This is a genomic window from Sphingobium baderi, from assembly GCF_001456115.1.
In the GTDB taxonomy this organism is placed as follows: domain Bacteria; phylum Pseudomonadota; class Alphaproteobacteria; order Sphingomonadales; family Sphingomonadaceae; genus Sphingobium; species Sphingobium baderi_A.
This window is the reverse complement of record NZ_CP013264.1, coordinates 3334854-3355717: the sequence shown is the minus strand read 5'-3', so window position 1 is coordinate 3355717 and position 20864 is coordinate 3334854. Positions and strand designations below refer to the sequence as shown.

At 63.8% G+C, this 20864-nt stretch carries 20 protein-coding genes; 10 read left to right on the top strand and 10 right to left on the bottom strand.

What is annotated here, in order from left to right:
- Positions 1-31: 31 nt before the first annotated feature.
- Complete coding sequence (locus ATN00_RS16385; protein WP_231746306.1) at positions 32-1273, bottom strand: hypothetical protein; 1242 nt, start codon at positions 1271-1273, stop codon at positions 32-34.
- 105 nt (positions 1274-1378) lie between these two features.
- Between ATN00_RS16385 and queF the strand changes: the two genes are divergently transcribed.
- Positions 1379-1837, top strand: a complete 459-nt coding sequence (queF, locus tag ATN00_RS16380; RefSeq protein WP_062066459.1) for a preQ(1) synthase — start codon at positions 1379-1381, stop codon at positions 1835-1837.
- Between the two features lie 6 nt (positions 1838-1843).
- Here queF and pdxH read toward each other — a convergent pair whose 3' ends face one another.
- Complete coding sequence (gene pdxH / locus ATN00_RS16375) at positions 1844-2419, bottom strand: pyridoxamine 5'-phosphate oxidase (RefSeq protein ID WP_062066456.1); 576 nt, start codon at positions 2417-2419, stop codon at positions 1844-1846.
- Positions 2420-2551: 132 nt separating this feature from the next.
- Between pdxH and ATN00_RS16370 the strand changes: the two genes are divergently transcribed.
- The 7 genes from ATN00_RS16370 to ATN00_RS16340 all read left to right on the top strand — a co-directional run bounded on the left by ATN00_RS16370 (position 2552) and on the right by ATN00_RS16340 (position 9076).
- Entirely contained in the window at positions 2552-3478 is a 927-nt protein-coding gene (locus ATN00_RS16370) for a DnaJ C-terminal domain-containing protein (RefSeq protein ID WP_062066453.1), read from the top strand.
- 15 nt (positions 3479-3493) lie between these two features.
- Positions 3494-4456 carry a YihY/virulence factor BrkB family protein gene (locus tag ATN00_RS16365; RefSeq protein WP_062066451.1) on the top strand — a complete coding sequence of 321 codons (963 nt, stop codon included), beginning with the start codon at positions 3494-3496 and terminating at the stop codon, positions 4454-4456.
- 2 nt (positions 4457-4458) lie between these two features.
- Complete coding sequence (gene fabI / locus ATN00_RS16360) at positions 4459-5265, top strand: enoyl-ACP reductase FabI (protein ID WP_062066448.1); 807 nt, start codon at positions 4459-4461, stop codon at positions 5263-5265.
- A 77-nt stretch (positions 5266-5342) separates the two neighbouring features.
- Positions 5343-5531: a DUF4160 domain-containing protein gene (locus ATN00_RS24405; protein WP_197413608.1), complete on the top strand. Its 189-nt coding sequence runs from the start codon at positions 5343-5345 to the stop codon at positions 5529-5531.
- Positions 5524-5931, top strand: coding sequence for a DUF2442 domain-containing protein (locus tag ATN00_RS16350; protein WP_062066443.1), 408 nt, complete (start codon positions 5524-5526; stop codon positions 5929-5931). Before ATN00_RS24405 ends, ATN00_RS16350 begins: the two co-directional genes overlap by 8 nt.
- On the top strand, positions 5928-7001 hold the full coding sequence (aroC, locus tag ATN00_RS16345; protein ID WP_062066440.1) for a chorismate synthase: 1074 nt from the start codon (positions 5928-5930) through the stop codon (positions 6999-7001). Before ATN00_RS16350 ends, aroC begins: the two co-directional genes overlap by 4 nt.
- 293 nt (positions 7002-7294) lie before the next feature.
- Positions 7295-9076 (top strand): SLC13 family permease, encoded by a 1782-nt coding sequence (locus tag ATN00_RS16340; protein WP_062066437.1) that lies wholly within the window; start codon positions 7295-7297, stop codon positions 9074-9076.
- 113 nt (positions 9077-9189) lie between these two features.
- Here ATN00_RS16340 and tyrS read toward each other — a convergent pair whose 3' ends face one another.
- On the bottom strand, positions 9190-10407 hold the full coding sequence (gene tyrS, locus ATN00_RS16335) for a tyrosine--tRNA ligase (RefSeq protein ID WP_062068892.1): 1218 nt from the start codon (positions 10405-10407) through the stop codon (positions 9190-9192).
- Positions 10408-10482: 75 nt separating this feature from the next.
- On the opposite strand from tyrS, the gene ATN00_RS16330 reads away from it, so the two are divergent.
- Positions 10483-11571, top strand: coding sequence for an anhydro-N-acetylmuramic acid kinase (locus ATN00_RS16330; RefSeq protein WP_062066434.1), 1089 nt, complete (start codon positions 10483-10485; stop codon positions 11569-11571).
- Positions 11572-11786: 215 nt separating this feature from the next.
- Here the strand turns inward: ATN00_RS16330 and ATN00_RS16325 are convergent, their stop codons facing one another.
- On the bottom strand, positions 11787-12962 hold the full coding sequence (locus ATN00_RS16325; protein ID WP_062066432.1) for a vWA domain-containing protein: 1176 nt from the start codon (positions 12960-12962) through the stop codon (positions 11787-11789).
- A gap of 126 nt (positions 12963-13088) precedes the next feature.
- Between ATN00_RS16325 and ATN00_RS16320 the strand changes: the two genes are divergently transcribed.
- Positions 13089-14468 (top strand): methyl-accepting chemotaxis protein, encoded by a 1380-nt coding sequence (locus ATN00_RS16320; RefSeq protein ID WP_231746304.1) that lies wholly within the window; start codon positions 13089-13091, stop codon positions 14466-14468.
- On the opposite strand, the gene ATN00_RS16315 is transcribed toward ATN00_RS16320, so the two are convergent.
- The 6 genes from ATN00_RS16315 to rpoD form a co-directional block, all read right to left on the bottom strand.
- Positions 14456-15310 carry a DUF817 domain-containing protein gene (locus tag ATN00_RS16315; protein ID WP_062066429.1) on the bottom strand — a complete coding sequence of 285 codons (855 nt, stop codon included), beginning with the start codon at positions 15308-15310 and terminating at the stop codon, positions 14456-14458. The genes ATN00_RS16320 and ATN00_RS16315 overlap by 13 nt on opposite strands.
- Positions 15311-15350: 40 nt before the next feature.
- Entirely contained in the window at positions 15351-16385 is a 1035-nt protein-coding gene (locus ATN00_RS16310) for a hypothetical protein (RefSeq protein WP_062066426.1), read from the bottom strand.
- A 54-nt stretch (positions 16386-16439) separates the two neighbouring features.
- On the bottom strand, positions 16440-16886 hold the full coding sequence (locus ATN00_RS16305) for a GFA family protein (protein ID WP_062066423.1): 447 nt from the start codon (positions 16884-16886) through the stop codon (positions 16440-16442).
- A 136-nt stretch (positions 16887-17022) separates the two neighbouring features.
- Entirely contained in the window at positions 17023-17868 is an 846-nt protein-coding gene (locus ATN00_RS16300; protein ID WP_062066420.1) for an AAA family ATPase, read from the bottom strand.
- A 97-nt stretch (positions 17869-17965) separates the two neighbouring features.
- Positions 17966-18646 (bottom strand): DUF6975 family protein, encoded by a 681-nt coding sequence (locus ATN00_RS16295; protein WP_062066417.1) that lies wholly within the window; start codon positions 18644-18646, stop codon positions 17966-17968.
- A gap of 136 nt (positions 18647-18782) precedes the next feature.
- Positions 18783-20828, bottom strand: coding sequence for an RNA polymerase sigma factor RpoD (rpoD, locus tag ATN00_RS16290; protein ID WP_062066414.1), 2046 nt, complete (start codon positions 20826-20828; stop codon positions 18783-18785).
- Positions 20829-20864 lie beyond the last annotated feature (36 nt).

Genomic DNA, 20864 nt, shown 5'->3' with positions numbered 1-20864 from the left:
GGGGGGGCGGACGGCGCTGCAAAGGGGGCTGTCAGTTTCGCCCGAACTGCCGCGCGACGCGCGCGCCGGGCCGCCGATACTGGCGCGGGCCAAGGTCGAGGCGGAAGGGCGACAGCCGCTCGGCGCGCGGCTCCTGTTCCTGCCCTACGATGAAGGCGCCCCCGGTGCGGCCCGTCCCCGTCGGATCAGCGCTGTCCTCGCCCCAGCGATATTGCACATCGAACGCCGCGAGCGGGATCAGCAGCAACCGCTCGCCCATCGGCACCGGCACGATCTGGTCCGCCGTCAGCCGCAGTTCGCCGGTCAGGCGCTGGCTGGCCCCCGGGGCGATCGCCACGGCGGAATGGAGCGGCAGGCCGGTGTGGCCGCTCACGAACTGCTGGAGCAGCGTCTGCTGATCCCCGCCCGCATTGCCGATTAGTCCGCGCACCAGCACATCCTGCGCGGTTCGCTCGCCCCGATTGGCGAGCGTCAGCGTATAGGCGACCGTCAGGCCCATCAGCGAATTGCGCGCGCCCGTCACTTCCAGCGAAAGGTCGATCTGGGCACGATCCGTTGTCGTGTCGGCAACCGCTTCGGGCATAGGCGTGGGCGTGGGTGCAGGCGGTGGAGGGGCCGTTTCCTCGGCAATAGGCTCGGCCAGGACCGGCTCCACAGGCTCCGGCGCAACCTCGTCCTCGTCCGATTCGTTCCGTCTGCGCCGCAGGAAGAAGAAGGCCGCAGCCAGCAGCACGATCCCGCCAACGATCCAGAGCCAGGGCAGGCCTTCGTTCGAAGCCTCCACAGCCGGAGTCGGTTCGGTAGGCGCGAGCGCGGCGTTCGCAGCCTCATTCGGCGCGGGCGCGGGCGCGGGCGCGGCCTGCGGTTCCGGCGCGGCGGTCGAGGGGCCCTCGCCTGTCGTGCTTTCGCTCTGCTCGGGGGCGGGCGTTTCGGCTTGGCGCGGTTCGTTGCGTTGCGCGTTCCGCTCTGTCCGGGATTCGGGCTGAACCTCGGATGGGCGCGTTTCCCGGCGTGGCGCGGACGTCTGCGCCGTTGGCTGGGGGGCGGCAGGCGGTGGCGTGGTCGGCGTCACGACAGGCGGCAGGGCCACGGCGGGCGGTGGCGCTACCGTTGGAGTCACGGGATCGCGGAACACGTCCAATTCTGGCCCCTGCCGACTATCGGGCGCATTTTGCGTGTTGCCGCGCGGCAGATTCATGACCGGCCCGCCGCTATCCTGCTGCTGGGCAAGCGCGCCCGTCGCCAGCAGCAGCGGCACCATGGAAAAGATCAAGCGATAAGGCCCCATAATCAGCAGCCAAGGCAATGCTTCACCTGAACAGCAGATGAACAGATCGCCCCCATGACTTTATGCGTGCAATCGCGTAGATGGGCCGCCATGACCGATACGCCCCAACCGATCCATCTTGGCCAGACCAGCGCGCTGCCCCAGCGCCCGGAAGAGGCCGTCCTCGATTACGTCCCCAATCCCCGCCCGGGAAAGCCCTATCTGGTGCGCTTCACCGCGCCGGAATTTACCTCGCTCTGCCCGGTGACGGGGCAGCCTGACTTCGCCCATCTGGTGATCGACTATGCGCCGGCCGCGACCATCGTCGAATCGAAGTCGCTGAAGCTGTTCCTCGGCGCCTTCCGCAACCATGCCGCCTTCCATGAGGATTGCACCGTCGGCATTGGCGAGCGGCTGTTCACCGAAATGAAGCCGCTCTGGCTCCGCATCGGCGGTTACTGGTATCCGCGCGGAGGCATCCCCATCGACGTGTTCTGGCAATCGGGCGATCCGCCCGCAGGAATGTGGCTCCCGCCGCAGGACGTGCCGGGCTATCGCGGGCGGGGTTGAAGCCCGCTAAGGATACAGCATCCCCTCATGCCATTCATCGCCATGCCGCGTGAACAGGCGGCGTTCGTGCAGCCGGTGCTCGCGGTCCTGCCAGAACTCGATCCGCTGCGGCTTCACGCGAAAGCCCGACCAGTGCGGCGGGCGCGGCACCGGCCCGCCCTCGAACCGGGCGCGCATTTCCTCATAGCGGGCCATGAACACCTCTCGCGAAGGTAGCGGCTGCGACTGGTCGGACGCCCATGCGCCAAGCTGGCTGTCGCGGCTGCGCGTCGCGAAATAGGCGTCGGCGGCGGCTTCGTCCACGCGCCCCACCGGCCCCTCGATCCGGACCTGCCGCCGCAGCGACTTCCAATGGAACAGCAGCGCGGCATGGGGATTGTCCAGCAGCTCGCCCGCTTTGCGCCCCTCGAAATTGGTGTAAAAGACGAATCCGTCTGGCCCATGCCCTTTGAGCAGCACCATCCGCACCGAAGGCCGCCCGCGTTCGTCAGCGGTGGCCAGCGCCATGGCGTTGCTGTCGTTGATCTCGCTCTGGCGCGCTTGCGCGTACCATTCATCGAACAGGGCGAAGGGGTCTGTCATGCCCCCGACCTTAGGAAGAAGCGCTTCGGCTGTCGATACAGGCCAGCCGCAACTTGAACGCGGCGGCGCTTTTCTCCACATAGAGGGGCAAATTCACTTTCCACCGTTAAAGATAAAGGTAACACAGCGTAGATGGCCGATCCCTATTCCACATTGGGCGTCGCACGCGGCGCGAGCGAGGCGGAAATCAAGTCCGCCTATCGCAAGCTCGCCAAGGAACTGCATCCCGACCGGAACAAGGACAATCCGAAGGCGGCGGAGAAATTCTCGTCCGTCACCAATGCCTATGACCTCCTGTCCGACAAGGACAAGCGCGCCCGCTTCGACCGGGGGGAGATCGACGCAGACGGCAACCCGACCGCGCCCTTCGGCTTTGGCGGCGGGGGAGGGGGCGGCGGCTTTCGCGGGCATCCGGGCGGGGGCCAGGCGGGCGGTTTCGAATTTAACGGCGGCAGCGCGGATTTCGGGGATATTTTCGAAGGACTGTTCAGCGGCGGGGGTCGGCGTGGCGGCGGATTCGGCCGCAATGCGCCTCCGCAAAAGGGCGCCAATGCCGCCTATCGTCTGGCGGTGGCCTTCGTCGACGCCGCCACGCTCGCGCCGCAGCGGATCACGCTTCAGGACGGCAAGACCATCGACCTCAAGCTTCCCGCCGGGGTTGAGAGCGGCACGCAGATGCGCCTTTCCGGCAAGGGCCAGCCCGGCCCCGGCGGTGCGGGCGACGCTATCGTCACCATCGACGTGAAGCCGCATCCCTTCTTCAAGCGGGACGGCGACAATGTTCTGCTCGACCTTCCCATCACCCTCGACGAAGCGGTGAAGGGCGGCAAGGTCAAGGTGCCGACGGTCGATGGCCCGGTGATGCTCGGCGTTCCGGCCGGTTCCACTTCCGGCAAGACGCTGCGCCTGCGCGGCAAGGGCTTCACCGCGAAGGACGGCAAGCGCGGCGACCAGCTCGTCACGCTCCAGATAGACGTGCCCGCCGACGATCCGGCGATCAAGGCGTTTGTCGAAGGCTGGCAGGACAGCCGCGCCGTTCGGGCCTCGATGGGCGTTTGATGCGTTAGGGGACGAATGCCGCAACCTTCGCCCCTTTCGCCTGAATCGCGCCGCCACCTCGCATATCAGGCGCGCAGCCGCCTTAACCGCCATATCGACCGGGTTCGTCCCGGCAGCCACGCCTTCGAAGTCATGAAGCGCGTGGCTGTGGGCACCTATAGCGACGGGTTCATCCATGCCGGGAACCTTGCTTACCTGTCGCTGGTGGCGCTGTTCCCCTTCTTCATCGTGGCGATGGCGGTGGCCAGTATCTTTGGCCGATCGCAGGACGGGCTGGCCGCGGTCGGCAATTTTCTCGACAATATGCCGCGCGGGGTCGCCGACGTCATCCGCCAGCCCATCGGCGAAGCGCTGGCTGCGCGCACCGGGCCGCTGCTCTGGCTGGGCGGCCTTGTGGGGCTGTGGACCGTGGGCAGCCTGATCGAAACCGTGCGTGATATATTGCGCCGCGCCTATGGGACGAAAAGCACGCGTTCCTTCCTCCACTATCGTCTGGCCGCTATCGGTATCACGCTGGTCAGCGTGCTGGCGGTGATGTTCTCCTTCTCGCTTCAGGTCATAGTGACGGCGATAGATGAGATCATCCATCGCCTCTTCCCTTTCGCTGACGAAGCCATCCGCATCATCACGCTGACCAAATTGGTGCCCAGCGGCATCCTCTTCCTTTCGCTCTGGTCGCTTTACTGGTCGCTGACGCCCAGTCGCTACAAGGACGGGCGCTTCCCCAAATGGCCCGGCGCGGCGGCGACGACGGGCTGGTGGTACGCCGTGACGCTGCTGTTGCCGCCGACCCTGGGATTGCTGGGCAGCTATGATCGCACCTATGGCAGTTTGGCTGGCGTGATGATCACCCTCATTTTTTTCTTCCTCGTCGGGCTTGGCGTGGTAATTGGCGCGGAACTCAATGCGGCGCTGGCGGAATTTCCTGAGGAGGAAGAAGGTGAGCCGGCGCCGGACGACAAAGGGAACGGGACATAAGAATGAACGGCTTGATGGCAGGAAAGCGTGGCCTCATCATGGGTCTTGCGAATGACAAGTCGCTGGCCTGGGGCATTTCGAAGGCCCTGCGCGCGCAGGGGGCGGAACTCGCTTTCTCCTATCAGGGCGAGGCGCTGGCGAAGCGGGTGAAGCCGCTGGCGGAGGAACTGGGATCGGATTTCCTGATCGAATGCGACGTGTCGGACATGGACAAGCTCGACATCGCCTTTGACGAGATCAGGGCGCGCTGGGGCAAACTCGACTTCGTGGTCCATGCCATCGGTTTTTCGGACAAGAACGAGCTGCGCGGCAAATATGTCGACACCAGCCTCGAAAACTTCCTGATGACGATGAACATTTCCGCCTACAGCTTCGTCGCGGTGGCGAAACGCGCCCGCGCCCTGATGGCGGAGGGCGGCAGCCTGCTGACGCTCAGCTATTATGGCGCGGAAAAGGTCATTCCCCATTATAATGTGATGGGCGTGGCCAAGGCGGCGCTGGAAACCAGCGTCAAATATCTGGCGATGGACTTGGGGCCTGAAAATATCCGCGTCAACGCCATCTCCGCTGGCCCCATCAAGACGCTGGCGGCGAGCGGTATCGGCGATTTCCGCTACATCATGAAGTGGAACGAGCTGAACAGCCCGCTCCGCCGCAACGTGACGATCGAGGATGTGGGCGGCGCGGGCCTCTACCTCCTCTCCGACCTCGCATCGGGCGTGACGGGCGAAGTCCACCATGTCGACGCGGGCTACAACGTCATCGGCATGAAAGCCGAAGACGCGCCCGACATCGCGCTGGACAAGTGAGGCGATTGAAAAACCTATCGCGTTAGGTTATATATGGTGACGGTTCACCGCCAGGGCGGGGTCGCGTCGTCATCTATGTGGATGACCATGCGCCTGCTCATGTTCATGCGGTTGGTGCCGGCGAAGCGAGCGCCGACATAACAGGCTCTGCGCCAAGGTTGATCGAGGTCCAGGGCTTCACGCGCGCCGAGGTCAGGCGGGTTATGAAGATCGTGGAGCAGCAGCAAGCGGCGCTGCTGTTGCGATGGAAGGATATACATGGTTGAGATCAGCGATGCCGCCATTGATGCGGCCCTGGAATGCGGCAGAGAAGCCGTGCGGGAAGAACCGCGCGCAACCGCCGCGCATTATGATGCCCGAACTGGCCGGGTGATCGTGGATCTCACCAACGGCTGCACTTTTGCCTTTCCCTCTCGGCTTGGACAAGGGCTGGAAGGCGCCACGCCGGAACAGATTGCCGCAGTTGAAGTCAGTCCTTCGGGCTATGGATTGCATTGGGAGGATCTTGATACGGATCTGTCCATTCCCGGCCTGATGGCGGGGCTGTTCGGCACCCGGGCGCATATGGCGCGGATCGCAGGACGGTCGCGCTCGCCTGCCAAGGTGGCTGCGGCGCGGATGAACGGAGCCAAGGGCGGCAGGCCCCGGAAGCAGGCCAACATATGAGCTTCAACACATTCGGCCGCGTTTTCCGCTTCACCACTTGGGGGGAGAGCCATGGCCCCGCCATCGGGGCGGTCGTGGATGGCTGTCCTCCGGGGCTGCCGCTGAGCGAGGCGGACATTCAGCCTTTCCTGGACAAGCGCAAGCCCGGCACGTCCAAATTCACCACCCAGCGCCGCGAACCGGATGAAGTCCGCATCCTCTCCGGCGTGTTCGAAGGGCGCACCACCGGCACGCCCATCAGCCTGATGATCGAGAATACCGACCAACGCTCGAAGGATTATTCCGAAGTCGCCAAGGCCTATCGTCCCGGCCATGCCGACTATGCCTATGACGCCAAATACGGCTTTCGCGACTATCGCGGCGGGGGCCGGTCCTCCGCCCGCGAAACCGCGAGCCGGGTGGCGGCGGGCGCGGTCGCGCGACTTGTCATCCCTGATGTCGACATCTTCGCCTATGTGAGCGAGATTGGCGGCGACGCCATCGACCATGCCCGTTTCGACGCGAGCGAGATCGACAACAACCCCTTCTTCTGCCCCGACCCGGAAGCCGCGAAGCGTTGGGAAAAGCTGGTGGACGAAGCTCGCCTCGACGGCTCGTCCCTCGGCGCGGTGGTGGAATGCGTCGCAGCGGGCGTTCCCGCCGGTTGGGGCGCACCGCTCTATGCCAAGCTCGACAGCGAACTGGCCGCCGCGATGATGAGCATCAACGCGGTCAAGGGCGTGGAGATTGGCGACGGTTTCGCAGCCGCCCGCCTGCGCGGCGAGCAGAATGCCGATCCCATGCGTCCGGGCGAGGATGGTCCGCAATTCCTGGCCAATCATGCGGGCGGTATCGCGGGCGGCATCTCGACCGGCCAGCCGATCAAGATGCGCGTTGCCTTCAAACCGACCAGCTCCATCCTGATCCCGGTCGAAACCGTGACCCGCGAAGGCGTGGCGTCCGACCTCGTGACCAGGGGACGCCATGATCCCTGCGTCGGCATTCGCGGCGTTCCGGTGGTCGAAGCGATGATGGCGCTGGTGCTGGCCGACCAGAAACTGCTCGACCGCGCCCAGTGCGGGGAACGCTGAAGTCGCCGCGCCAGCGGCGAGACGCCTCTTTCCTTCGATAAAGCCGCATCGGAAGCGAGACGACTCACCCGATCTGCGTTACACTTCCCAAACGGATCGCCCGCGGGAGGGCGAAGCGGCAGAGCGTAAGCCTGGGGAGCGTCATCGCCTTCGCGCGGATATGGCGGTCAAACTGTCCCCTTCAAGCCGCGAACACGGGCCAGCCATGCAACCATGGCTGGCCCATTTCGTTGGATTCCTCTAGGTAAAGACGAAGGCCACGCGACGACGCGAGCAGGGGGATCGACCGGCATATGCATATGGTAACGGCGCTGTTGGGCGCCTATCGCGCGGAGATCGGTCTGATCCTCCTTGCATGCATGTTCGTTGCCTTCCTGCGCGAACGCTATCCGGCCAGCGTTGTCGCGGCGCTTGGCGCCTGCGCCTATGCGGCCTTGGGGCTGATCGACGAAAAGGGCCTCTTTTCCGTTTTCGCCAATCCCGCGCCGCTGACCGTCGCGGCGATGCTGGTGCTGTCGGGCGCGCTCATCCGCACCGGCACGGTCAACCGCGTCGCCGACCTCATCATGACCCGCGCGCAGCAGCATCCGCGCCTTGCCCTTGCCGAAGTGACGGTGGGCATCGTCATCATCTCCTGCTTCCTCAACAACACGCCGGTGGTCGTGCTGCTGATCCCCATCGCCTTCAAGCTGGCGCAGGCGACCAACATCCCGGTCAAGAAGCTGCTGATCCCGATGAACGCCGTCGCGGTAATGGGCGGTTGCATCACGCTGATCGGCACCTCCACCAATCTCATCGTCGCGGGCATCGCGGCGGAGCAGGGGATGGAGCCGATCGGCATCTTCACCATCTCCCCTTATGGCATAGCGGGCACGGTGGCGGGCATCGCGACGCTTGCCTGCCTGTCCTTCCTGCTGCCGAGCGACGAACCGTCCATCGGCGGCGAGAATGGCGGAACGGTGCAGGATTACCTCACTGAACTGGTGGTCCCGCATGACAGCGATCTTGTGGGCCGAGAAATCGGCTCGCTCAGCCTGTTCGGCCGGTCGGTAGTGCTGCTGGGCCTCAAACGCGCGGGAGAGATCCGGCGCGGCGACCTGATGGAGGAGGAGCTTCATGCCGGCGACCGACTGATCGTCCGGGCGGACGGCACCGCGGTCATGACCCTGCGCGAATCGGGCCGCTTCGAACTGGGAATCGCGGCGGATTCCGAAACCTCCTCCCATGAAGGCACGGTGATCGAGGCGATGGTCGCGCCTAGCCATCCTTCGACCGGCGACCGGCTGAGGGACATACCCTTCCTCCACGCGCTGCGCGTCCGCATCATCGGCATGCATCGCGCGCGGCATTTACCCGGTCCCGATCTGGCCGATGCGCGCATTCGCGGCGCGGACCGCCTGTTGATCGCCGGCAGCGACGATGCGGTGCGTTCGCTGCGCGACCATCCGCATCTGATGGGCGTGGACATCAGCCGCACCCGCGCCTTCCGACGTAGCAAGGCGTGGATCGCCATCCTATCCATGGCCGCCGTCGTGACCTTCGCCGCGCTGAATTTCATCAGCATCGGCCTTGCCGCTTTCCTCGCGGTGGGCGTCATCCTCGTCACCCGCTGCATCGATGCGGAAGAGGCATGGAGCGCCATTGATGGCGATGTGCTGGTGCTGATCTTTGCAATGCTGGCGGTGGGGATGGCGCTGGAACAGTCGGGCAGTGTCGCGCTGATGGTCGGGTGGGTCACTCCGCTGCTTCAGGTCGCGCCCACATGGTCGCTGGTCTTCGTCATCTATTTCTTCGCGCTGATCCTGTCCGAACTGCTCAGCAACAATGCGGTCGCCGCGCTGATGACGCCCATCACGATCGCGCTGGCGCGGCAACTGGGCGTCGATCCGCTGCCGCTGGTGATCGCGCTGATGATCGGTGCGTCGGCCTGTTTCGCGACGCCCATCGGCTATCAGACCAACGCGCTGGTCCATGCGGCGGGCGATTATCGATTCGCCGATTTCGTGCGGATCGGCGTGCCGCTGAACATCGTCGTGGGACTGGCGGTGTGCACCACGCTGGTGTTGTTGAATTAGGTAATTCGGGCAGTTCAGAAACGGTCAGACTTTGCCGTCAAGCAAGCCATGCTCCTGAAGGCGGGAGCACGGTGTACGTTGAATAAGCCGCCGTTCCGCAATCCGTCCCTGCGTCAGCCCACAATCATCCCATGCTTCTTCGCGCCGAAGCTGACCTTGTCGCCGGCCTTGAGCGCCAGATGCGGGTTTTTCACCACTTCGCCGTTCACGCGGATCGCACCTTCGTCCAGCTTGCGGCGGGCTTCCTTGTTGGAGGCCGCGAAGCCGAGCGCGGTGTTCGCCTGAACGATGGTGAGGCCCTCTGTGCCGAGGCTGACGGTCGGAAGATTAGCGTCCGACGCGCCTTCCTCGAAGGTTTTGCGTGCGGTTTCGGCGGCGGCGGCGGCGGCCTCCGCGCCGTGGGCGAGGGCGGTCGCGGCCTCGGCCAGTATCTTCTTCGCTTCGTTGATCTCCGCGCCCTCGAGCTTTTCGAGGCGGGCGATCTCGTCCAGCGGCAGGTCGGTGAACAGGCGCGTGAAACGCCCCACATCGGCGTCCTGCGTGTTGCGCCAGAACTGCCAGTAATCATAGGGCGCCAGCGCATCGGCGTTGAGCCAGACCGCGCCCTTGGCGGTTTTGCCCATCTTGCCGCCGTCCGCCGTAGTGATGAGCGGGGAGGTGAGGCCATAAACCTGCGTGCCGTCGACGCGGCGGGCGAGTTCGATGCCGTTGACGATGTTGCCCCACTGGTCCGATCCGCCCATTTGCAGGCGGCATTCGGCGCGGCGCGACAGTTCGAGGAAGTCGTAGGCTTGCAGGATCATGTAATTGAATTCGAGGAAACTGAGCGATTGCTCGCGGTCCAGCCGCAGCTTCACCGAATCGAAGCTCAGCATCCGGTTGACCGAGAAATGCTGGCCGATGTCGCGCAGGAAGGGGATATATTCGAGGCGGTCGAGCCAGTCGGCATTGTCAACCATCACCGCATCGCCGGGGCCGTCGCCGAAGGTCAGGAAGCGTTCGAACACGCGCTTGATGCTGGCGACATTTTCCTGAATCCGCTCAACCGTCAGGAGCGAACGCGCCTCGTCACGCAGGGACGGGTCGCCGATCTTGCCGGTGCCGCCGCCCATCAGCACGATGGGCTTGTGCCCGGCCTGCTGCATCCGGCGCAGCATCATGATCTGCACGAGACTGCCGACATGCAGCGATGGCGCGGTGGGATCGAAGCCGATATAGCCGGGGACGACCGATTTCGCGGCAAGGGCGTCCAGCCCCTCCGCATCGGTGAGCTGGTGGATATAGCCGCGCGTGTCGAGCAGACGGAGAAGATCGGATGTATAGGTCGTCATGGCCTGTCTGGTCTGGAAAAGATCGGTCTGTGGAAATCCGGGCGCGCATAACATGGGGAAGGGCGCTTGGGTAGCATGCTTGCAATCGGATTGATGTCGGGCACATCGCGCGACGGCATCGACGCGGCGCTGATCGAGACGGACGGCGAAGGGGCGGTGCAGCCGCTGGCTTTCCACGCCATGCCCTATGGCGAGGGCTTCCGGCTGCGGCTGGCCGAGGCGTGCCAGCGGGCGATGGCGATGGACGCGCCGGGCTTCGAGCCGTTGATCCGGTCGGTCGAGGAAGAATTGACGGAACTGCATGTGGAGGCCGTGGCCGACCTGCTGGGACGCAGTGGCTATGAGGCCGGCGATGTGGGCGTCATCGGCTTTCACGGGCATACGGTGGCACACCGGCCGGAGCGTTGCTGGACCTGGCAGATCGGAGATGGGGCGGCGCTGGCGGGGGCGTTTGGCATCGATGTGGTCGCGGACCTGCGGAGCGCGGATGTGAAAGCGGGCGGGCAGGGCGCGCCGCTGCTGCCCATCTATCATCGGGCGCTGGCGCATGAACTGGCAAAGCCGGTGGCGGTGCTCAATCTGGGCGGGGTGGCCAATATCACCGCGATCGGACCGGACGGGGAACTGGTCGCTTTCGACACCGGCATGGCAAGCGGGCTGATCGACAACTGGATGCAGACCCATGGCGCGGCGGCCTATGACGCGGGTGGGGCCGTGGCGGCAAAGGGACGGGTGGATGAAGCGCGACTGGCGGAGATGCTGGCCGATCCCTGGTTTGCCGTGCCGCCGCCCAAGAGCATCGACCGGGAAGCCTTTTCCATCGCGGCGGTGCGCGGATTGGAACTGGAGGACGGCGCGGCGACCTTGACCGCTTTTTCCGCCGCCGCCGTGGCGCGGGGCGTGGAGCATCTCGGCGCGCGGCCGGAGCGCATCTATGTGGCGGGCGGCGGGCGGCATAACGCCACGCTGATGGCGATGCTGGCGCAGCGGACCGGCGCGGAGGTGCGGCCCGTGGACGAGCTGGGCTGGGACGGCGACGCGCTGGAGGCGCAGGGCTTCGCCTATATGGCGGTGCGGTCGGTCAAGGGGCTGGCGATCAGTTTTCCCGGCACCACCGGAGCGCCGGAGCCGATGACCGGCGGAAGGTTGTTCCGCCCGGCTTGAAGAGAGGATTGCCCGGCATTTGCGTGGACTTTTCCGATGACGATTATGGGTGGATTCCCGCCACTTATCCGTCATCTCCGACCCGAAGGGCGGCGTAAGCCAATGCTGGGATGACGGACATTAAATGACAGCAACTGGCCGTAAGCGGCTGCCAGGCGGAGGCTGTTTGTAAACAAAATAATCAGGCCCGAACGGCGCAAGGCCATGCGCCGACCCTACCGCTTGCGGGTGAGTTCGCGCATCGCTTCGTCGATCCCCTCGATCGTCAGGGGATACATGCGGTCGTTCATCAACTGGCGTATGATCTTTGTCGATTGATTATAGTCCCAATGGTCGCGATGCATGGGATTGAGCCAGACGGCGGCGGGATAGGTGTGGGCGACGCGCTGCATCCAGACCGCGCCTGCTTCCGGGTTCATATGTTCGACCGATCCGCCCGGATGCGTGATCTCATAAGGGCTCATCGCCGCGTCGCCGACGAAGATCACCTTATAGTCATGGCCATATTTGTGGAGAATGTCCCAGGTCGACGTGCGCTCTGAAAAACGACGGTGATTGTTCTTCCATACCGCTTCGTAGAGGCAGTTGTGGAAATAGAAGAATTCCATGTTCTTGAATTCGCCAGTCGCGGCGGAGAAAAGCTCCTCGCACAGCTTGATATAGGGGTCCATCGACCCGCCTATGTCGAGGAACAGCAGCAGCTTCACCGCATTGTGGCGTTCGGGGCGCATCCGGATGTCGAGCCAGCCCTGACGCGCCGTGCCGCGGATGGTTTCGTCCAGGTCCAGCTCATCCGCCGCGCCTTCGCGGGCGAAACGGCGCAGGCGGCGCAGCGCCACCTTGATATTGCGGGTGCCCAGTTCCCGGCTGTTGTCGAGATTCTGGAACTCGCGCTTTTCCCAGACCTTGATGGCGCGCTTGTGGCGGCTTTCGCCGCCGATGCGGACGCCTTCGGGATTATAGCCGCCATGGCCGAAGGGGGACGTGCCGCCGGTGCCGATCCACTTGTTGCCGCCCTGATGGCGGGCCTGCTGTTCTTCGAGCCGCTTTTTCAGGGTCTCCATGATCTCGTCCCAGTCGCCCAGCGACTTGATCTTTTCCATTTCCTCCGGCGTCAGGAACTTTTCCGCGACGAGACGCAACCATTCCTCCGGAATTTCCGCTTCGACGCCCTCCGTGTTCAGCACGCCCTTGAACACCTGGGAAAAGACCTGATCGAAACGGTCGATCAGCCCCTCGTCCTTCACATAGGTCGCGCGGGCGAGATAATAGAAATCTTCGGGGCGGCGTTCGATGACGTCGCGGTCCAGCGCCTCCAGAAGCAACAGATGCTCCTTGATGCTGGCAGGAATGCCGGCGGCGCGTAGCGCGTCGAGGAAGTTGAGCAGCATGGTGGCGCTTTTCGGACAGAGCGGGCGGGGATGCAAGCAGGCTGTTGAATACAGTATAATGTTAATTGTTGCATTGCATGGTCAATGCATCACTATCCATTCCGCAGGATGGCTGTTGGAGGCTCCTTGGAAAATCAGGATTTATTGGCCGATCTGGGCGAGCGGTCGGGCGACATTGCGTTGCAGTGCAGCGAAACGGCCGGATTTCTGGGCGTGCTGAACGGACGGATTCAAGGCAATCTGGCGCGGCTGACCGAATTGCAGGCCAATATGGGCAGGCTGGGGGACAGCCAGCAGGAAAGCGTGCTGGCGGCGCAGGAACTCAAGCTGACGGCGGCCCGCGCCGGACGGATGATCGCGGACGGGCATGAGGTGGTGTCCCTGTCATTGGGGCAGGTGGCCGAACTGGTCGCGCAGGTGACGGGGCTGGAGGAACATCTGCGGCGCTTCCTGAACGTGATCGAGGCAGTGGGCGGCATTTCCGATCATCTGGGCGCCATCGCGCAGCAGACGCGGATGCTGGGCATCAATGCCGCTATCGAGGCGGCGCGCGGAGGCGAGGCGACGCAGGGCTTTGCCGTGGTGGCGGAAGAAATCCGGCGGCTGGCGGCGCAGGCCGGTGAGTCGGCGGCATCGGCGGGCGAGCGGCTGGGTCAGTTGGACCGGGACGCGCGGCAACTGATCGACGGCGTGACGGCCAATATTGCGCGGGGGCGGGGCGTGGGTGGGCATATCGATACGCTTCATGCGACGATGGCGGATATTGCCGCGCTGGTGACGCAGTTCGGGGATCGGTCCGCCACCATCGTGGCCTGTACCGATGCGGCGGACGGCGATGTGATGGCGTTGCGGCAGGGGCTTGACCTGTTCAGTCGGACATCGGGCGAAAGCGCGGGACAGGTGGATGCCGTCCGCCAGCAACTCGAAGGGCTGGAGGGCATGGCGAACGATATGCTGAACCGTGCGGCCCATGCGGGCGGGCGGACGCGCAACAGCCGCTATATCGCGCTGGCCGAGGAGGGGGCGGAGGAAGTGGCGCGCCTGATCGGGAACGCGCTAGCCAGGGGTGAACTGACGGTGGAGGCGTTGTTCGACAAGGACTATCGCGGGATCGCGGGGACGGAGCCGGCCCAATATGAAAATGGCTTCACCGCCTTTGCCGATCGCGCGATCCGGCCGGTGCTGGATCGGCGCACGGATGAGGATGCGGCTATTGTGGGGTGCTGCCTGATCGACATGAACGGCTATCTACCCACCCATATCAGCGCGCGCAGCCAGCCGCAGAGGGCGAGGGAAAGCGCGTGGAACGTGGAACATGCGCGCAACCGCCAGATATTCATGGACAGCCAGACCCGGCGGGCGCTGGATGGGGAAGATGACTTTTTTCTCTTCACCTACCGACAGGATCTGGGTGAAGGGCGCTATCGCGCATTGCGAAGCGTGTTCGTGCCGCTGGTCTTCCACGGTCGGCGCTGGGGTCTGTATGAGGTCGGCTACCTCATCTGATCGCGGCGGCGGATACCGTGGATCAGGGAGATGAGCACGAAGGAAATGATCATCAGCAGATACCAGGAGCCGAGCTTGGCGAGGCTCACCATATGCCAGCCGTGCCGCTGGTCGGGATAGGCCCAGGCATTGGCGAAGGTGCCGATATTCTCCGCGAACCAGATGAACAGGGCGACGAGAAGAAAACCGAGCAGAAGCGGCATCCTGCGTGCTTCGCGCCATGGCGTGAACCAGATGGTCGTGCGGGCGAAGAGGAGGATGGCGGCGGCGAAGAGCGCCAGCCGGACATCGGGCAACCAATGATGGGCGAAGAAATTGATGTAGATCGCGGCGGCCAGCAACACCGTGGTCCAGATGGGCGGATAGTGGCTGAAGGAAAAGTCGAAGATGCGCCAGATGCGGGCGATATAGCTGCCCACCGCCGCATACATGAAACCGGAAAAGAGCGGCACGGTCCCGATATGAAGGATGCTATGTTCTGGATAGATCCATGAGCCGGCGCTCGTCTTGAACAGTTCCATGATCGTGCCGATGACGTGGAAAGCGCAGATGACCAGCGCTTCCCGCGCGGTTTCGAGGCGCAAGGCCAGCATCGCGACCTGAATGGCGAGCGCCGCGAGGGTCAGGAAGTCGTAGCGGTGCAGCGGGGCGTGGGCGGGGTAAAAGAGATGCGTGCCGAGCAATAGCGCCAGCATGAGGCCGCCGAACAGGCAGGCCCAACCCTGCTTGAAGCCGAAAAGCAGGAATTCATAAGCCCAAGCGCGCGGGCCTGCGGCGATGCGTATGGATTCGAGATGGGCGCGAATGCGCGCGAAGCGGGTGGCGCCCGTTGGGATGGTCATGCGGCGGGCTTAACGGAGGCCAAAGCAATAGGGACAGAGATTATCGCAGGCTCTTGCGCGTCACGCTGACAGTGACTTCGCCATTGGCGGCATAGGCGGTGGTCGCTTCGGCCTGCGCGGTTTGCGGGTCTTTGCCGTCGATGATCGCGGCGATCTGACGAGGGCTGGGTATGCGGTCATAAACGCCATAGAGTTCGGTCTGGCCCAGCGAATGCATGGAAAGCTGATAGCCCGATCTGCCCCGTGCCGGTTCGAAGGCGAGCAGGCTGCCGGTATCGTCTATCGGCACGATGATCGCGCTGCCCTCCATGCCCGTCTGTTGCAGCATTTCATAGCGCCCATCGGAGGTTTCGACCGTGCCGCGCAGGCAAAGGCTACCTCGGCCATCGCGGGGGAGGGCAATCTCCCCCTTTTCTGTGCCGGAGGGAGCCGCGCCGCTGAGGCGGGCGTCGCGATTGTAGGCGGCAGGACAGGTCGCGATCTTTGCCGGGATGACGGCGTGGAGTGCGCCGGGATCGTCAAAGGCGAGGTTGGCGATCATTCCGTCGAGGCCCGCAAGCACATCCTTGCGGCGCTCGGCGGGGCCGGTGACGCGCATCTTCACGATCCAGCGGCCCGCATGGACGAACGCCGCCGCCGTGGTCAGCGCGCCATCGGCGGCATCGTCATAGACGGCGCGTATGGCGGTGCCGGCATGGCCGCCCGTCGCCGCGCTGGCATAGCTGGTGCGGCGGGTCTTGGCGCCGAAACGTTCCATCACGGCCTTGTCGGTCATATAGGCGGCGAGCGCGGCGTCGGCATAGCTCGGCAGGTAGACGTAAAGCGTCGCCTGGACCGCGCCGTCTTGGGAGAGATATTGGGCGTAATTGTCGATGCCCTTGCCGCCATTCGATACTTCGCCGCTCCTGGAAAGCGAGAGGCCCGCCACGGTTTGCGGGAGGATTATGCCCGCTGCATTGGCGCGCAGCGTCGTTTCGGTGGGCGTCCAGGCTTCGGCTTCCTCCGCCGCATGTCCGAAGGCGGGCATGGCGAGCGCCAGCAGGGCTGAAACGAGGGGCAAGGCGCGCAGAGGCATTGACATCCTTCTCCTGATCCAGGCCGTCTTGACGCGGCCTTGAATGACAGGAAATCAGGATGGCGGGCTTGCAGGCGCTCCGCAAGGGGCGTTGTCAGGCGGAATCTGTGCCGGATAATGGGGCAGATCCGGGTCGAAATGCGCCCAATGCGGTGCGGCCTGGGTCCAGATGATGGCTTCGGGCGCTTTGAGGTTCGGATCGTCGAGCGCGCCCGCGCGGATGAAGGTCAGGTGCGGACGCGATTCGGCAAGGCTGAAGAGAGGTGTGCCGCAGGCCGGACAGAAGCCGCGCCGCATCCGGTTGCCGCTGTCCGCGACGCTTTCATGCCAGCGCACTTCGCCGGTCGTCGTCACCTTGTCGGCGGGGAAGCAGACGTTCACGGTCGCCGATCCGCCGCCCAGATACTGGCACAGGCGGCACCAGCATTGGCGGGCGGCCATGGGTTCGGCGTCGATCATGATGCGGACCTGACCGCAGAGGCATCCGGCTTGATAAGGCATGGTTAAAGTCCGTTCGTTTCGAGTCCTTCGACTACCTGCTAATTCAGGCGCTCAGGACAGGCCAAGGTCGAGAAACGGATAGCGTATCCATATCGTTTCTCGACTTCGCTCGAAAACGTTCGGAGGTTGGCTGTCCTTACCGCCCCTGCCGCCGCGCCATGAAGGCGAGGCGTTCGAACATCATGATGTCCTGCTCATTCTTCAGCAGCGCGCCGTGGAGTGGTGGGATCGCCTTGGTCGGGTCGCTGTTCTGAAGCACGTCGAGCGGCATGTCCTCATTGAGGAGCAGTTTCAGCCAGTCGAGCAGTTCGCTGGTCGAGGGCTTTTTCTTGAGGCCGGGCACATCGCGGATCTCGTAGAAAATGTCCATCGCCTTGCTGACAAGGATTTTCTGGATGCTGGGAAAGTGGACGTCGACAATGGCCTGCATCGTCTCGCGGTCCGGGAACTTGATATAATGGAAGAAGCAGCGGCGCAGGAAGGCGTCGGGCAGTTCCTTCTCATTATTGGACGTGATGACGACGACGGGGCGCTCCTGCGCGGCGATCGTTTCGCCGGTTTCGTAGACGTGGAAAGCCATGCGGTCGAGTTCCTGCAACAGGTCGTTGGGGAACTCTATATCGGCCTTGTCGATCTCGTCGATCAGGAGGACGGGGAGCTTGGGCGCAGTGAAGGCTTCCCACAGCTTGCCCTTGCGGATGTAGTTGGAGATTTCGTGGACGCGCGGGTCGCCGAGTTGACCGTCGCGCAGGCGGGCGACCGCGTCATATTCGTAAAGGCCCTGATGCGCCTTGGTCGTGGACTTGACGTTCCATTCGATGAGTGGGGCGTCCAGCGCCTTGGCGATTTCCTGCGCCAGCACGGTCTTGCCGGTGCCCGGCTCTCCCTTCACGAGCAAGGGGCGGCGCAGCAGCACGGCGGCGTTGACCGCGACCTTCAGGTCATCGGTTGCGACATAATCCTGCGTGCCTTCAAATCGCATGTTCGTTCCGCTCTTCGCTTTCCAATTGTCCGACAGGAACTAGGCAAAGCGAAGAGAGGGCGCAATGCGTTTGTGCGGCGCGGCGGAACTTGCGCGATCAGGAACGAGCGCGGACCTGGGCGCGGGCGGCCAGCAAGTCCCAGAGGCCCCGATGCTGGCTGAGAAGCTGGCGCGCGCCGAACTGGATGGCGCGGTCGATGGCGTCGTCCCCGCCGATGGCGCGGGCGACATCCAAGGTCGCGGCCCGGTCGGGAAGGGTGGAACGCACCGGCTCCAGGCCCATCCGGATCGCGGCTTTGTCCAGCACGCGGCGTACGGCGCGCCAGTCGAGCGCCAGCGCCATGGCCGCGCCCATCGCACAGCCGCGTCGGTCGGATTGGGCCAGCATATCGAGGGCGTGGCGTTGCTGGCTGACGGTGGTTTCGCAATTCGCCTGTCCGGTCGTGCTGGGGGCAGGGCCGACAGCCACTGTCACTTGCGTCAGATAGGCGCGTTCGCGGGCGAAGCCGTCGGCAGCCTGGATCAGCCATTCGCGCGCGGCGTTGTCGGCGGAACGGGTGGCGGCATGGTCGATGACGCCGGGATGACGGCCATGAAGCAGGCAGAGATAATAGGCTGCGTCGGCAAGGTCGGACAGGGACAGCAGCGCGTCGCGCACGTCCTGGCCACCCGCCGCCTGATGGGCATAGGGATGCGCGCCCGTGCCATCGGCCGCGACCAGCGCCTCCAGAACCTGCGCTATGTCTCCAAACTGATAGCGTTGCGCTGCGTCGTTCATCACAAGAAAACCCCTGTGCCCATGCATTTAAGGCTAAGGGGAGAGCGTATCGCAGGGCGGTAAACGAGGAGTTTACGGCATAAAAAAAGGCGGCCCCTTTTGCCGCCTTTTCCCTTATTTCGTCGCAGAAACCGTCCTATTGGTCGAGGAAGCTCCGCATCTTGCGCGAGCGCGAAGGATGCTTGAGCTTGCGGAGCGCCTTCGCCTCGATCTGGCGGATGCGTTCGCGGGTCACGCTGAACTGCTGCCCCACTTCCTCCAGCGTGTGATCGGTGTTCATGCCGATGCCGAAGCGCATACGCAGCACGCGTTCTTCGCGGGGGGTGAGGGACGCAAGGACGCGAGTGACCGTTTCCTTGAGATTCGCCTGGATCGCGGCATCCACCGGGATGATGGCGTTCTTGTCCTCGATGAAGTCGCCCAGATGCGAATCCTCCTCGTCGCCGATCGGCGTTTCTAGGGAGATCGGCTCCTTCGCGATCTTCATGACCTTGCGGACCTTCTCCAAGGGCATGGAGAGGCGTTCGGCCATTTCTTCGGGCGTCGGTTCGCGGCCCTGTTCGTGCAGGAACTGGCGGGAGGTGCGGACCAGCTTGTTGATCGTTTCGATCATGTGGACCGGGATGCGGATGGTGCGGGCCTGATCCGCGATGGAGCGCGTGATCGCCTGCCTGATCCACCAGGTCGCATAGGTGCTGAATTTATAGCCGCGACGATATTCGAACTTATCGACCGCCTTCATCAGGCCGATATTGCCTTCCTGAATAAGATCAAGGAATTGCAGGCCGCGGTTCGTATATTTTTTAGCAATGGAAATGACGAGACGCAGGTTCGCCTCCACCATTTCCTTCTTCGCGATGCGCGCTTCGCGTTCGCCCTTCTGCACCATATTCACGATGCGGCGGAATTCGGAGAGCGACATGCCGGTCGCCTGCGCGATTTCGCTCACTTCGTTGCGAATGCGGTCGACCGCGCGCGCTTCGGCGGCGGCGAAAGCAGACCATTTCTTGTCGAGGCCGCTGACCTTGTCGAGCCAGCCGTCGTCCAGTTCATGGTTCACATAGCGGTCGAGAAAATCCTTGCGGCTGACCTTGTGTCGCTCGGCCAGACGCAGCATCTGACCGCCCAGCGCGGTCAGACGCCGGTTATAGGCATAAAGCTGATCGACGAGATATTCGATCTTCTGCTGGTGGAACTGGACGCTTTCGACCTCGGCGGTCAGTTGCTCGCGCAATTCCTGATAGCTGTCCTCGGCCTTCTGACTGAGGTTCTCGCCATTGGCCATGGCGGCCATGCGCGCTGCCTGCGCGTTGGAGAAGGTGCGGAAAATTTCCGTGATGGTTGCGAACTTCTCCAGCGCCATCGGCTTGAGCGTCTCTTCCATCTGGGCGAGGGAGAGGGTGTTGTCTTCTTCCTCTTCCTCTTCCACCCGGCGGGTGCGGCGTTCGGTCAGGCCGTCCTCATCCTCATCGGCGTCGGCGGATTCCTCCTCCGGCTCTTCTTCTTCCTTGAAGCTGGGACCGGCGGTCTTTTCGCTGATTTCGCCGTCATCGTCCTCGGCCCCTTCCTCCAGATTTTCCGGAGCTGGGTCTTTGGATAGCATGGCGTCGAGGTCGAGGATCTCGCGAAGCTGCATTTCGCCATTGTTGAGGGCGGTCGACCATTCGATGATTGCGTTGAAGGTCGTGGGGCTTTCGCACAGGCCCAGGATCATCGTGTCGCGGCCGGCCTCGATCCGCTTGGCGATGGCGATCTCGCCTTCGCGGCTGAGCAGTTCCACCGCGCCCATTTCGCGCAGATACATGCGGACCGGATCGTCGGTGCGATCGACGGTTTCCTTCTTTTTCTCAGTAACGAGCTTGGGGCCGCCATCATCCTCGGCGCTATCCTCGTTCGTGTCGTCGTCATTATCGTCGCGCTGATCGTCGCCGTCTTCGCTGGCTTCTTCATTCTCGACGATGTTGACGCCCATTTCGTTGAGCGCGGACATGATGTCCTCGATCTGCTCGGAGGACATCTGGTCCTGCGGCAGGGCGTCGTTCAACTCGTCATAGGTGATATAGCCGCGCTTCTTCGCGCGGGCGATCAGCTTCTTGACCGATGCCTCGTTCAGATCGAGCAGCGGCGCGTCGCCGGTATCCGTATCCTCACCTGAAGCCTTGCCGTTCGCTTTGGTCGCCATTTATTCGCCTTAAACTTCACCGCTCCGAAAAGAGCG

Excerpts from the sequence above, each read along its gene's own strand:
- ATN00_RS16315 (WP_062066429.1), bottom strand. The coding sequence starts at position 15,310 with ATGACCATCCCAACGGGCGCCACCCGCTTCGCGCGCATTCGCGCCCAT.
- aroC (WP_062066440.1), top strand. The coding sequence starts at position 5,928 with ATGAGCTTCAACACATTCGGCCGCGTTTTCCGCTTCACCACTTGGGGG.
- pdxH (WP_062066456.1), bottom strand. The coding sequence starts at position 2,419 with ATGACAGACCCCTTCGCCCTGTTCGATGAATGGTACGCGCAAGCGCGC.
- queF (WP_062066459.1), top strand. The coding sequence starts at position 1,379 with ATGACCGATACGCCCCAACCGATCCATCTTGGCCAGACCAGCGCGCTG.
- ATN00_RS16365 (WP_062066451.1), top strand. The coding sequence starts at position 3,494 with ATGCCGCAACCTTCGCCCCTTTCGCCTGAATCGCGCCGCCACCTCGCA.
- ATN00_RS16295 (WP_062066417.1), bottom strand. The coding sequence starts at position 18,646 with ATGAACGACGCAGCGCAACGCTATCAGTTTGGAGACATAGCGCAGGTT.
- fabI (WP_062066448.1), top strand. The coding sequence starts at position 4,459 with ATGAACGGCTTGATGGCAGGAAAGCGTGGCCTCATCATGGGTCTTGCG.
- ATN00_RS16330 (WP_062066434.1), top strand. The coding sequence starts at position 10,483 with ATGCTTGCAATCGGATTGATGTCGGGCACATCGCGCGACGGCATCGAC.
- ATN00_RS16300 (WP_062066420.1), bottom strand. The coding sequence starts at position 17,868 with ATGCGATTTGAAGGCACGCAGGATTATGTCGCAACCGATGACCTGAAG.
- ATN00_RS16310 (WP_062066426.1), bottom strand. The coding sequence starts at position 16,385 with ATGCCTCTGCGCGCCTTGCCCCTCGTTTCAGCCCTGCTGGCGCTCGCC.
- rpoD (WP_062066414.1), bottom strand. The coding sequence starts at position 20,828 with ATGGCGACCAAAGCGAACGGCAAGGCTTCAGGTGAGGATACGGATACC.
- ATN00_RS16350 (WP_062066443.1), top strand. The coding sequence starts at position 5,524 with ATGGTTGAGATCAGCGATGCCGCCATTGATGCGGCCCTGGAATGCGGC.
- ATN00_RS16325 (WP_062066432.1), bottom strand. The coding sequence starts at position 12,962 with ATGCTGCTCAACTTCCTCGACGCGCTACGCGCCGCCGGCATTCCTGCC.
- ATN00_RS16340 (WP_062066437.1), top strand. The coding sequence starts at position 7,295 with ATGCATATGGTAACGGCGCTGTTGGGCGCCTATCGCGCGGAGATCGGT.
- ATN00_RS16305 (WP_062066423.1), bottom strand. The coding sequence starts at position 16,886 with ATGCCTTATCAAGCCGGATGCCTCTGCGGTCAGGTCCGCATCATGATC.
- ATN00_RS16370 (WP_062066453.1), top strand. The coding sequence starts at position 2,552 with ATGGCCGATCCCTATTCCACATTGGGCGTCGCACGCGGCGCGAGCGAG.
- tyrS (WP_062068892.1), bottom strand. The coding sequence starts at position 10,407 with ATGACGACCTATACATCCGATCTTCTCCGTCTGCTCGACACGCGCGGC.